9 protein-coding genes are annotated in these 12,802 nt (G+C 36.4%); 4 read left to right on the plus strand and 5 right to left on the minus strand.

The window, feature by feature from the left end; all coding sequences use genetic code 11:
• From ispH to folE, 5 genes are all read right to left on the minus strand, one after another.
• Positions 1-948 (minus strand): 4-hydroxy-3-methylbut-2-enyl diphosphate reductase, encoded by a 948-nt coding sequence (gene ispH, locus A9G23_RS10930; RefSeq protein ID WP_065587640.1) that lies wholly within the window; start codon positions 946-948, stop codon positions 1-3.
• A 1-nt stretch (position 949) separates the two neighbouring features.
• Positions 950-1,420 carry a signal peptidase II gene (gene lspA, locus A9G23_RS10935; protein ID WP_065587641.1) on the minus strand — a complete coding sequence of 157 codons (471 nt, stop codon included), beginning with the start codon at positions 1,418-1,420 and terminating at the stop codon, positions 950-952.
• 110 nt (positions 1,421-1,530) lie between these two features.
• Complete coding sequence (gene ileS / locus A9G23_RS10940) at positions 1,531-4,338, minus strand: isoleucine--tRNA ligase (protein ID WP_065587642.1); 2,808 nt, start codon at positions 4,336-4,338, stop codon at positions 1,531-1,533.
• Positions 4,339-4,374: 36 nt separating this feature from the next.
• Positions 4,375-5,313, minus strand: a complete 939-nt coding sequence (ribF, locus tag A9G23_RS10945) for a bifunctional riboflavin kinase/FAD synthetase (RefSeq protein WP_065587643.1) — start codon at positions 5,311-5,313, stop codon at positions 4,375-4,377.
• Positions 5,314-5,539: 226 nt separating this feature from the next.
• Entirely contained in the window at positions 5,540-6,199 is a 660-nt protein-coding gene (gene folE, locus A9G23_RS10950) for a GTP cyclohydrolase I FolE (RefSeq protein ID WP_065587644.1), read from the minus strand.
• A 201-nt stretch (positions 6,200-6,400) separates the two neighbouring features.
• On the opposite strand from folE, the gene polA reads away from it, so the two are divergent.
• The 4 genes from polA to A9G23_RS10970 all read left to right on the plus strand — a co-directional run bounded on the left by polA (position 6,401) and on the right by A9G23_RS10970 (position 12,756).
• Entirely contained in the window at positions 6,401-9,178 is a 2,778-nt protein-coding gene (gene polA, locus A9G23_RS10955) for a DNA polymerase I (RefSeq protein WP_065587645.1), read from the plus strand.
• Positions 9,179-9,458: 280 nt separating this feature from the next.
• Entirely contained in the window at positions 9,459-10,889 is a 1,431-nt protein-coding gene (gene gltX / locus A9G23_RS10960; protein ID WP_065587646.1) for a glutamate--tRNA ligase, read from the plus strand.
• A 56-nt stretch (positions 10,890-10,945) separates the two neighbouring features.
• Positions 10,946-12,559, plus strand: a complete 1,614-nt coding sequence (locus tag A9G23_RS10965) for an intermembrane phospholipid transport protein YdbH family protein (RefSeq protein WP_065587647.1) — start codon at positions 10,946-10,948, stop codon at positions 12,557-12,559.
• Positions 12,560-12,570: 11 nt separating this feature from the next.
• The gene (locus tag A9G23_RS10970) at positions 12,571-12,756 is read left to right on the plus strand and encodes a YnbE family lipoprotein (protein ID WP_065587648.1); all 186 of its coding nucleotides are present in this window, start codon (positions 12,571-12,573) and stop codon (positions 12,754-12,756) included.
• The last annotated feature ends 46 nt before the right edge of the window (positions 12,757-12,802 follow it).

Consider the following 12,802-nt stretch of genomic DNA (forward strand, 5'->3'; position numbering starts at 1 on the left):
TTAAATTGGCTTAATATCAATCCGAAGCTCTTTGGGAATTTCAAAGGTGATATTTTCTAAAATGCCATCTGTTTCAATGAGTGATGTACAACCGAGGCTTTTTAAATGATTAATCACTTGCTGTACTAAAATATCAGGGGCAGAAGCGCCGGCTGTTACACCGATTGTCTGTGCATTTATCAACCATTCTTTGCGGATATCAGAAGCAAAATCAATTAAATAAGCCTGTTTGCTGTTTCGCCTTGCTAGCTCGGCTAGGCGATTGGAATTAGACGAATTTTTAGAACCAACGACAAAGACAATATCGGCACGTGATGATAGCTGTTTAACGGCTTGCTGGCGATTGGTTGTCGCATAGCAGATATCATTTTTGCGAGGACTGCGAATATTAGGAAAACGTTTTTTTAAAGCAGTAATGATCTCGGCTGTATCATCAACTGATAACGTTGTTTGCGTGGTAAAGCAAAGGTTATTTTCGTTTTTTACCTGTAGCTTTTGTACATCATCAATCGATTCAATTAAATAGATGCCACCTTCGGGATTGTTATATTGCCCCATTGTACCATCTACTTCGATGTGACCTGCATGTCCGATTAAAATGACCTCTTCGCCACGATAGCTTGATCGAGCAACTTCCATATGCACTTTGGTTACGAGTGGACAAGTCGCATCAAAAACGCGGAGTTTGCGTTGTTTGGCTTCCTCTCGGATCGCTTTAGACACACCATGTGCCGAAAATATAAGAATGGTGTTGTCGGGTACTTCGCTAATATCTTCAATAAAGATCGCCCCTAACTCTTTTAGACGATTAACAACATAGCGATTATGTACAACCTCGTGGCGCACATAAACTGGTGCACCAAATAATACAAGTGCACGTTCAACGATGGTGATAGCACGATCAACACCAGCACAAAAACCACGAGGATTAGCTAAAATAATTTGCATACTATACAGTCTTCTTCGGTTTTTTATAATTACAGAAGATAAATAATCCAATACCCATGCAGATTGCACAATCTGCGATATTAAAGGTTGGATAGTGCCAATCACCAAAATTGACATCAAGAAAGTCGACGACAAAACCATGATAAAGGCGATCAAATAAATTACCTAATGCACCACCTAAAATCAGCGATAATGAAAAATTTTCTAATTTTTGCTGGCGAGTATTACGGTATAACATATACAAAATCACGGCACTGATAATCAAGGCGATAGCGGCAAGCATCGTACGTTGACCTTCAAGAATGCTAAAGGCAGCGCCAATATTGCGTACATAAGTAATTGAGAAGAAGGGTAATAGGTTCACTGATTCAAATAGTGAGAAGTTATTTAAAATCCAAAATTTACTTGCGATATCAATGATAAAAACAATGATTGCAAATAATAACCAGTAAAGTCCGTTATCTTTTTTCATATAAGTCTGTGCTCATTATTATATTTCCGCCGACAATTGTCGGCGGAAAGGATACTAGATAGCTATAAAGAGAGGCTATAGCTTATTTTAATGTGCTAAATGGCTTATCGCTATGCAAAATGTCGCACTTCGCCTTGGCCGTGAATGTTTTCTGCACAACGTTTACATAAGTGTGTTGTTGGCTCATTATCGACAGTATAGTGCCAACAACGAGGGCATTTATCACCTTGCGCCTTAGCGAGTTCAATTTTCAGTCCTTGAATATCGCTTTGCACAGCATTGGCTGGCGCTGATTGTAATGGTTTTACGCTCGCTTGTGATGTAAGTAAGACAAAGCGTAATTCATTCTCTAATTTAGCTAATGTTGCGACAATATCTTCGTCAGCATAAAGCGTAACAGCAGCTTCAAGGGCGCCACCAATCACTTTATCGTTACGACCTTGTTCAAGCACTTTATTCACTTCGCTACGAATCGCTAAAATCTGCGCCCAATATTCGCTATTTAAAGCTTCGTTATCTGACAAAGCAAAGAGTGAGCTATACCACTCATCTTCAAAAACAAATTCTTGTTTGTTTGTCATTGGTAGATATTGCCAAATTTCGTCTGCGGTAAAAGATAAAATTGGCGCGATCCAACGAACCATTGCTTGTGCAATATGATATAAAGCCGTTTGGCAACTGTGGCGAGCAATACTATCGCTTTTAGCTGTGTACTGGCGATCTTTGATGATATCTAAATAGAATGATCCCATTTCGATTGAGCAAAATTGCATAATACGTTGCACCACTTTGTGGAAATCATAATTTTCATAAGCCTGAATGATCTGCTCTTGTGCTTCTTTTGCCATACTCACTGCCCAGCGATCAAGTACGACCATATCTTCTGGTTTAACCATATCTTTCACTGGTTCGAAACCATTTAAGTTAGCGAGCAAAAAGCGCGCGGTATTACGAATTCGGCGATAACTGTCAGCAGCGCGTTTAATAATTTCATCTGAATAACTCATTTCGCCTGAATAATCGGTCGATGCAATCCATAAACGTAAAATATCGGCTCCAAGTTTGTTCATCACTTCTTGTGGTGTGACAATATTACCAAGCGATTTAGACATCTTACGGCCTTGCCCATCAACCACAAAACCGTGAGTTAATACTTGTTTATAAGGTGCTTGGTTATTGATAGCCGTTGATAACATTAATGAAGACATAAACCAACCACGATGCTGATCAGAACCTTCTAGATAAAGATCGGCTTCATGCCCTTCAAACTCAGGGCGTGAGGCTACGACCGAATAGAATGTCGATCCCGAATCAAACCAAACATCTAATGTATCGGGTACTTTTCGGTAATCTTCTGCATCAGGACCTAAAAGGTCTTTAATATCCGCATCCCACCAGGCTTGAATACCATCTTTTTCAACTAATTTAGCGATTTTTTCAATTAATGCTAACGTGTCTGGATGAAGTTCTTCGGTCTCTTTGTGAACAAATAACGTCATTGGCACGCCCCACGTGCGTTGGCGAGAAATGCACCAGTCTGGTCGATTAGCTACCATGGTTTCAATGCGTGCTTGCCCCCAATCAGGGATCCAGCGGACTTGCTTGATCTCTTCTAATGATTGCGTTCGCAAGCCTTGCTTTTCCATGCTGATAAACCATTGCGGTGTTGCGCGATAAATGACCGGTGTTTTATGACGCCAACAACATGGATAGCTATGTTCGATGTTTTCAAAGTGTAGTAACGCGTTATGTTCTTTTAATATTTCAACGACAACTTTATTGGCTTTGAATACAAATAAACCATCTAATCCAGCACCAGTACCCGGTAGGTAACAACCATTACCTCCAACGGGATTTGCTACTTCAAGACCATATTTTTGACCGACCATAAAGTCTTCTGTACCATGACCCGGTGCGGTATGTACTGCACCCGTACCTGCATCAATAGTAACGTGCTCGCCAAGTACCACAGGTTCATCAAAATCAAGGAATGGGTGTTTAAAACGTAATAACTCAAGTGCCTTACCTTGACAGCTACCTAACACTTTCCATTCGCTGATATTGGCTCGCTTCATCACAGTTTCAACTAAATCAGTGGCTAAGATTAGACACTCTTTATCATTGATTTGAACAAGTTGATATTCAAAATCTGCATTTAAAGCAATCCCTCGGCTAGCTGGTAATGTCCAAGGTGTGGTTGTCCAAATAACAGCATAAATAGATAAATTGGTATTGATACCAAATTTATTTGCGACGGCTTGATTATCAACCGCTTTAAATTTTACATCGATTGCTGGTGATGATTTATCATAATATTCAACCTCGGCTTCCGCTAAAGAAGACATACAATCAGTACACCAATAAACCGGTTTTGCGCCTTTAACTAAATGACCATTTTCAATCACTTTACCTAAAGCTCGAATAATGTTGGCTTCTGTATCATAATTCATGGTGCGATAAGGATTTTGCCAATCACCAAGTACGCCCATACGAATAAAATCGGCTTTTTGTAGTTCAACTTGTGAAGCCGCATAATCGCGACAAATTTGGCGAAATTCAGCTGGAGATACTTTAACTCCTGGTTTACCAACTTGCTCTTCGACTTTTTGTTCAATGGGTAAGCCATGACAATCCCATCCTGGAATATACGGGGAATCATAACCACTTAAACCTTTTGATTTGATAATGATATCTTTGATAATTTTATTAACAGCATGACCAATATGAAGTTTACCGTTTGCATAAGGAGGACCATCATGCAAAATAAAGGTTTTTTTCCCTTTTTTTACTTGGCGGATTTTGCGATAAAGTTCTTTATCGTACCAGTTTTGTAACATAGCTGGTTCTCGTTTAGCCAAATCGCCTCGCATTGGAAATCCGGTTTCCGGTAAATTTAAAGTATTTTTATAGTCTGTCATGCTGATTTATTCCAGTTAAATTTGTTGATACTACTTTTAATTGGTTAATTGTGCACTGATCTTTTTCGCAGTGCAAACATCTTGTGTAATTTGTTGTTTTAATTCTGCTAATGAATCAAACTTTTTCTCGTCGCGTAATTTTTGAATGAAAGTTATGTCTAAATATTGTCCATAAATTTTATCTGAAAAGTCAAATAGATTCACTTCTAAAATGGCTTTTTTTCCATCAATAGTTGGTCTTATACCAATATTGGCAATACCATAATAAGTTTGATTACAACAACTGTTTTTTACTTTAACAAGATAAACGCCTTGCAAAGCAGGTTTTTTACGATGTAAATGAATATTAGCTGTTGGAAACCCTAATTGTCTAGCCAAAGCATTGCCATGAACTACGCGACCTTGTATTGTATAATTACGCCCCAACAGACAATGAGCCAATTCGAAATCACAATTTAAAAGTGCTTGGCGAACAGCAGTACTACTAATACGAAAATTATTCCAAACAAATGTTGGCATGCTTTCTACTGCAAAGTCGTGATTGCGTGCATATTGTTGCAGTAAGGTGATATCGCCTTTGCGTTCAAACCCAAATCGAAAATCATCACCAATAGTAATATATTTAGCTTGCAGCTTATTAATTAACCAATCTTGAATAAAATGACTGGCAGGCATGTTGGCAAAAGTTTGTGTAAATGGAATAGCAATAATATAGTCGATACCTAATTTTTCAATAAAAATGACTTTTTCTTGAAAAGAGGTTAACCGTGAAGGGGCATTATTGGGACTAAAAAATTCTAAAGGTTGGGGCTCAAATAACATAACCACCGTTGGCAAGTTTAGCTGTTTGCCTTTTTCAATTAAATGATTTATTAATTGCTGGTGCCCTAAGTGCACACCATCAAAGTTGCCCAATGTAAGCACACACTGAGTAAATTGATTTTTTAAATTAGTTATGCCCCGAATAATTTTCATGAAAACGATGTTATTTATTTTAAATAGCCGCAAATTATACCAATCTTTCTTTCAGATGCACACTATATAAAATAGGCTTTTTGTTGTTTAGTATTTAGTGTCTATTTTGATGAAAAAATATCTTGCTATTTTTAGTTGCTACTACTATTTATTTTATTGTAGCAACTAAAAATCATGATATTTAAGTTTTTAACCAATTGAATATATTTTTATGTAGCTGATTAATTTAATTATGGTTTAAAGTGCGCAAAAATTCCTGTCTGGTACTTGGATTAGTTTTAAATCCACCACCAAGGGCCGTTGTGGTTGTCATACTACTTGAGTCTTTAATACCTCTTGCTTTTACGCAATAATGGGTAGCATCAATTGAAACGGCAACATTGACAGTACCAAGTAAAGTTTGTAGTGCAACTAAAATTTGTTGGGTTAGTCGTTCTTGTACTTGTGGGCGCTGCGAGAAAAACTCAACAATACGATTGATTTTAGATAGTCCGATCACTTTATCTTTCGGAATATAAGAAACCGTGGCTTTACCGTCTATTGTGACAAAGTGGTGTTCACAAACACTAGTTAGGGTAATATTGCGAACGGTGATCATCTCATCAACTTGCATTTTATTTTCGATTAGCGTAATTTTCGGAAAATTTTCATAATAAAGACCAGAAAAAATCTCATCAACATACATTTTCGATACACGGTGAGGAGTTTCTGCAAGGCTGTCATCAGACAAATCGAGCTCCATTAGCTTCATAATTTCACGAAAATGTGACTCGATTTTTGCTTTACGCTCACTATTATCCATTGCTAAACGGTATGATGGTGTCTCAAGGTTTTTAGCAGCAAGTGCCGCTTTTACTTTTTGCGCAGCAAGACTTAATTCTGTCATTTATTACATACTCAAGCGAAAAATGAATGTAGCATTATATAACACTCATTATGTAATATACAGTTGTTTACGAATAGTTTTATACTGAAACGTAGTTTTTCCTGAAACTTTTTTACATTATGTGATAGCCTTAATAAGAATATTATCGCTAATTAGGTTATACTATTAGGTATTAAATTGAATAATATTTAGGTAACCATAATGCCAAATAACACACCGATTATTTTAATTGATGGATCATCTTATCTTTACCGTGCTTTTTTTGCATGTCCTCCATTAACCAATGCTAAAGGTGAGCCAACAGGCGCTATTTTTGGTGTAATTAATATGATTCGTAGTTTGCTTAACCAATACAATCCTACACATATTGCGGTGGTCTTTGATGCTAAAGGAGGATCTTTCCGTAATGAGATCTATAGCGAATATAAGGCCACTCGTGAAGCGATGCCTGAAAATCTTCGACCACAAATTGAACCTATTCACACTATTTTGAAAGCCATGGGCTTACCACTACTTTGTATTGACGGTGTCGAAGCGGATGATGTCATTGGTACATTGGCTAGACAAGCAGAAAAGGAAAATCTTGAAGTATTGATTAGTACTGGCGATAAAGATATGGCTCAGTTAGTGAGTGATAAAATTACGCTAATTAATACCATGAATAACACTGTTCTGGATCCAAAAGGTGTAATAGAAAAATTTGGCGTTCCACCTGAAAAAATTATTGATTATTTGGCATTAAGAGGTGATTCATCAGATAATATTCCAGGTGTTCCCGGTGTGGGAGAAAAAACAGCTCAAAGCTTATTAGCTGAATTTAAAAGTGTCAAAGATATTTATGCTAATCTAGATAAAATAGAAACGTTATCAATCCGAGGCGCTAAATCATTAAAGAAAAAATTGATTGATAATCAGAATGATGCAGAACTTTCTTATTTATTAGCCACAATTAAAACCGATGTTAAGTTAGATTTTACCAATGAACAACTGATGGTTAGTGATATTGATATCAATGCTTTGGTCGAGTTATTTGCTTATTATGGCTTTCATCGTTGGCAAAAAGAGTTAATCGCAGGTAACTTTTTGAAAAAACAACAAAATACATCGACTAAAATTAAAGATAATTCATCTTTATTTCAAATGGATGATAAGTCTGTTAAACAAAACAAAGCCACTGATTATCAATGCATCTTAACTCATGAACAGTTAGATGACTGGGTTAATAAATTAACTGACAGTAAGCAGTTTGCCTTTGATACCGAAACGAACAGTATTGATCATGTTCATGCAAAATTAGTTGGTATTTCTCTGAGTGTTAATTCTCAACAAGCCGCTTATATACCGCTTTCACATCATTATTTAGGTGTACCACAGCAATTACCGATAGATGATGTGTTAAACAAATTAAAACCGGTTCTTGAAAATCCCAAAATTAAAAAAATTGCTCAGAATGCAAAATTTGATTATTGTGTGCTAGCCAATTATGGTATTGAAGTGCGAGGAATTACATTTGACACTATGCTGGAATCCTATGTGTTAAATAGCACCGAACGTCACGATATGGACAGTATGGCAAATCGCTATTTAAACCATAAAACCATTACTTATGATGAATTAACTAAAATTGATAAAAAACAATTTACCATTGATGAGATCGAGATAGAAAAAACCACGCAATATGCTGCTGAAGATGCCGATATCACATTACGATTGCATCATAAACTATGGTCAACTATTGAAAAAAATGAAAAATTAACCAAACTGTTTGCCGACATTGAAATGCCACTTGCCATTGTGCTAGCTGAAATGGAAAGAACTGGTGTACTTGTTGATGCTAAACAGCTTAATGAGTTTTCTAATGAACTTAGCAAACAATTACAAGAGACTGAAATCGAATTACAATGTCTTGCTGGAGAAAAATTTAATCCCGCATCACCTAAACAGATTCAAGCTATTTTATTCGATAAGCATAAATTACCTGTACTCAAAAAGACCCCCAAAGGTGATCCTTCAACCAGTGAAGAAGTGTTAAGCGAGCTTTCTAATGATTATGAATTACCAAGAATGATTTTATTTCATCGTGGATTGGCTAAACTTAAAAATACTTATACGGATAAACTACCATTAATGATTAGTCCGAAAGATCAGCGAATTCATACCAATTATAATCAAATTGGCACCATAACAGGGCGATTATCGTCAAATGATCCGAATTTACAAAATATTCCTGTGCGTAATGAAGAAGGACGTCGAATTCGGCAAGCTTTTATTGCACCAACAGGTTATAAAATTATGTCTGCCGATTACTCACAAATTGAGTTACGCATTATGGCGCATTTATCACAAGATAAAAGTTTACTTTATGCTTTTGCTAACGACAAAGATATTCACCGTGTGACTGCTAGTGAAATTTTAGGTAAATTAGAATCGGAAGTGAGTTCTGAAGAACGACGACGCGCTAAAGCAGTTAATTTTGGTCTAATTTATGGAATGAGTGCCTTCGGTTTGTCTAAACAGATTAATATTGCTCGTAAAGAAGCACAATTTTATATTGATCGCTACTTTGAACGTTATCCGGGCGTAAAAAACTATATGGAACAGACCCGCCAATTGGCCACTGAACAAGGTTATGTTGAAACGTTATCGGGTCGCCGATTATATTTACCCAAAATTACTTCAACCAATGGTATTGAGCGACGAGGTGCTGAACGTGCAGCTATTAATGCACCAATGCAAGGTACGGCGGCTGATATCATCAAAACAGCGATGATTAAAATGAGTGAATGGATTAAAAGCCTGCCTATAGGTAATATTAGGATGGTGATGCAAGTCCACGATGAACTCGTATTTGAAGTAAAAGAGGAATTGATTGAGCAGTATCAAACTCAAATAAAATCGATCATGGAAAACTGCTATCAACTATCTGTACCATTAAAAGTGGATGTCGGCGTGGGTGATAATTGGGATGAAGCACATTAATTAGGCTAAATCAGTCCCAAATAAAGCAGTCTTAAATAAAATAACCAAATGCTAAATTTTATACTGAAACACATGCTTTCCTGAAACTTTTTTACAAATTGTGGGTTGATTTTCTAGCATTAATGGCACTATTGCCGAAACTTTTCGGCGTGTTAGAATAGGCAACTATATTGAATTGATATCAACATGTTATTTTGCTTGTTGATACAGGCAGAATAAGGAAAGGGTGCTGTCGTTTTGTTATTTAAGCTCGCTTTTCTGTTATTATTAGGATTATTTCATGAAAATCAAAACCCGATTTGCACCGAGCCCAACAGGCTATTTACATGTAGGTGGTGCACGTACAGCGCTTTATTCTTGGCTCTATACACGCCATGCAAAAGGTGCATTTGTATTACGTATTGAAGATACCGATCTGGAGCGTTCAACGCCCGAAGCGATTGAAGCGATTATGGAGGGTATGAATTGGTTAAAATTATCATGGGACGAAGGTCCTTATTTTCAAACCAAACGTTTTGATCGTTACAGTCAGGTCATCGATGAAATGTTAGCAAAAGGTACCGCTTATCGTTGCTACTGTTCTAAAGAACGCCTTGAAAAATTGCGTGAAGAGCAGATGGAAAAAGGTGAAAAGGCGCGTTATGATGGCCATTGCCGTTGTGATTCGGTACAAAAAGAACATTCTCATGATGAACCTCATGTTGTTCGTTTTGCTAATCCTATTGATGGCACTGTTATCTTTAATGATTTAATCCGTGGACCGATTGAGATTGCCAATAAAGAGCTTGATGATCTTATTATTCGTCGCACTGACGGTTCACCAACTTATAATTTCTGTGTAGTTGTTGATGATTGGGATATGGAAATTACCCATGTTATACGTGGTGAAGATCATATCAACAACACGCCTCGCCAGATCAACATTCTCAAAGCATTAGGTGCGCCATTACCTGAATATGGGCATGTATCGATGATTTTAGGGGATGATGGACAAAAATTATCTAAGCGTCATGGTGCGGTCAGTGTAATGCAATATCGTGATGACGGTTATTTACCCGAAGCGCTACTTAACTATTTAGTACGCCTTGGTTGGTCACATGGCGATCAAGAGATATTCTCAGTACCTGAAATGATTAGTTATTTTTCATTAGATGCGGTGAGTAAATCAGCCAGTGCATTTAATACTGAAAAACTACTTTGGTTAAATCACCATTATATTAATCATTTAGATGCAGATTATGTCGCACAGCATTTAGTTTGGCATATGAATCAACAAGGCTATGATTTAGCTAACGGTCCCGATCTCATTACAATTATTAAGCTATTTGGCGAACGTTGTAAAACACTAAAAGAAATGGCTGAGTCTTGTTCTTATTGTTATCAAGACTTTGCTGAATTTGATGCTGATGCGGCTAAAAAACATTTACGTCCAGTCGCCAAAGAGCCATTAGAAACAATTAAAGCGAAAATTGAAGCGATTGCTGATTTTGATTGGCAAATTGATAAAATTCATCATGCCATTGAAGCAACGGCAGCTGAGCTTGATGTTGGTATGGGAAAGGTCGGTATGCCACTACGCGTTGCCGTAACTGGCATCGGACAATCACCATCGGTTGATGCGACCGTTTTTGCAGTTGGCAAAAAGCGCACGCTTACTAGAATTGATAAGGCGTTGGCATATATTGCACAGCGAGAACAATCTCAAAATTAATAGACATTTATTGCAGGGGATACCCTGCAATTATTTTTGCCTAATCGAGAACTACTATGGTTCGCTTAAAAAAACGCTATTGGATCTCACTGAGTATCTTATTTTTTATCGTACTATTTTGCTTGTATGGATGGCGTTATTGGCAGTCATTCAAACTGAAACATGGGATTATGGTCGATTGGCATGGTGCTAGCGTTGGTTTTAAAGGTCTTACTTTTGATGAACTTACTGTGAGTAAGCAATCTCAAATCTCTATAACGGCTAGAAATCTAATAATTTCGTGGTCACATTTATCTGCAAACAATTTGGATGTTCACTGGAAAATAAATCAATCTGAAACGGTTTTAGATTCTGCCGGCAACATAGTGGGTACTGCTACTGAAAATCTTAATCAATCTGATCTTGATTTTTCTTTGATTCCAACGATTATTTATTGGTCACCTAAGACAATTCATATAGATACATTGCGATTTTATGAACAAGATAAAGAACAATTAGATTTAAAAGTCGATATCAGTAAACAGCAGCAAGCTATACAACTTAATCTATCAACCAATAATCACGATATCGCACAATTATCGGCAACTTTATTCTTTGATCAAACTGCCTCACGTTTTGATGTGCAAAATGGTCTTTTTAAAACATCTCTAAATCAATTCGGTCTAAAAAATAGTCATTTGACGTTGCCATTTACTGGCTGGATATCTGGTAATCAATTGGCATTAATGACTTCAGATAAAGCTTTAATTAGTATAGAGAATGCGAATCTTTCTGATGATTTAATTCTTGGCTCTTCCGTAGGAGGAGTGAACATTCAACTTGCATCAAAAATTCCATTTGATCGTAATCAACTCTTTGTTACAGCAATGCTAACGATTAATAAACTCAATGGTATTTATAAAAGTAGTGAAATCAAATCGGTGACAGGTGATGTCAATATGATTGTTAAAGATAACCGATTTACGATTTCGACGCCGGCGTTAAATGTCCAAGAAGTAAATATGGGTGTCGCCTTTAAAAAGGTAAAATTAGTGGGTAGTTATTCCGCTTCATTTAAAGCACCTAGCAAAGGCATAGTTACTTGGAAAAAGCTTCAAGCTGATATTTTTTCTGGTTCAGTTTTTATTGAACCGAGTAAATTGAATTTAGCTAAATTACCCCAACAATTAAATTTAAAGATAAAACAGATACAATTAAAAGATATTCTTACTAAATATCCAACCGAAGGGCTTGCTGGCGACGGTACGATGGATGGTTTTTTACCAATTACATTATTAAAAGCGAAAACAAAGAGTGAAGCGGCATTTGAAGTGGCAATTAAAAATGGGCAGATAACTACAATTAATCAAGGTTATTTACAGTTTGAAAATTCAGCCTTAAAGAATTATGCGCAAAGTAACCCAAATATGAAAATACTCACTGATATTATTAAAAACTTTCATTATACTAAATTACAAGGTACAGTTGATTACGCTAACGACATTGCTAAATTGAAATTGAATATTCAAGGAAGTAATTTAGATGTTGAAAATGGCAAAGCAGTGAATTTAAATATCAATCTTGAAGAAAATATGGCTAAATTGCTGATGAGTTTACAGTTGTCCGATCAAATTAGTGAGCCTATCCGTAAACGTATTGAAGCACGTTTAAAAAAGGAATTTTCAAAATAAGAGGTTATTTTATGGTACGAAATGTTATTGCAATGATAATATTAGCCGGTGCATTAATCGGATGTTCACCAACAGTTAAAGTTCAAGCCCCGAGCGAACCCATTAATATTAATTTGAATGTTAAGATAGACCATGAAATTAATATTAAAGTCGATAAAGAATTAGATAATATCATCAATAAATCAGGATTATATTAAATCAATAGGTTTTATTTTCATCTATCCTTTTGAGTGTGACTAATAG

The sequence above is a fragment of the Gilliamella sp. App4-10 genome, assembly GCF_001690495.1.
Taxonomy (GTDB): domain Bacteria; phylum Pseudomonadota; class Gammaproteobacteria; order Enterobacterales; family Orbaceae; genus Gilliamella; species Gilliamella apicola_G.

Coding starts and splice junctions, on each gene's coding strand:
- ileS (WP_065587642.1), bottom strand. CDS start 4,338: ATGACAGACTATAAAAATACTTTAAATTTACCGGAAACCGGATTTCCA.
- A9G23_RS10970 (WP_065587648.1), top strand. CDS start 12,571: ATGGTACGAAATGTTATTGCAATGATAATATTAGCCGGTGCATTAATC.
- ribF (WP_065587643.1), bottom strand. CDS start 5,313: ATGAAAATTATTCGGGGCATAACTAATTTAAAAAATCAATTTACTCAG.
- gltX (WP_065587646.1), top strand. CDS start 9,459: ATGAAAATCAAAACCCGATTTGCACCGAGCCCAACAGGCTATTTACAT.
- A9G23_RS10965 (WP_065587647.1), top strand. CDS start 10,946: ATGGTTCGCTTAAAAAAACGCTATTGGATCTCACTGAGTATCTTATTT.
- ispH (WP_065587640.1), bottom strand. CDS start 948: ATGCAAATTATTTTAGCTAATCCTCGTGGTTTTTGTGCTGGTGTTGAT.
- folE (WP_065587644.1), bottom strand. CDS start 6,199: ATGACAGAATTAAGTCTTGCTGCGCAAAAAGTAAAAGCGGCACTTGCT.
- polA (WP_065587645.1), top strand. CDS start 6,401: ATGCCAAATAACACACCGATTATTTTAATTGATGGATCATCTTATCTT.
- lspA (WP_065587641.1), bottom strand. CDS start 1,420: ATGAAAAAAGATAACGGACTTTACTGGTTATTATTTGCAATCATTGTT.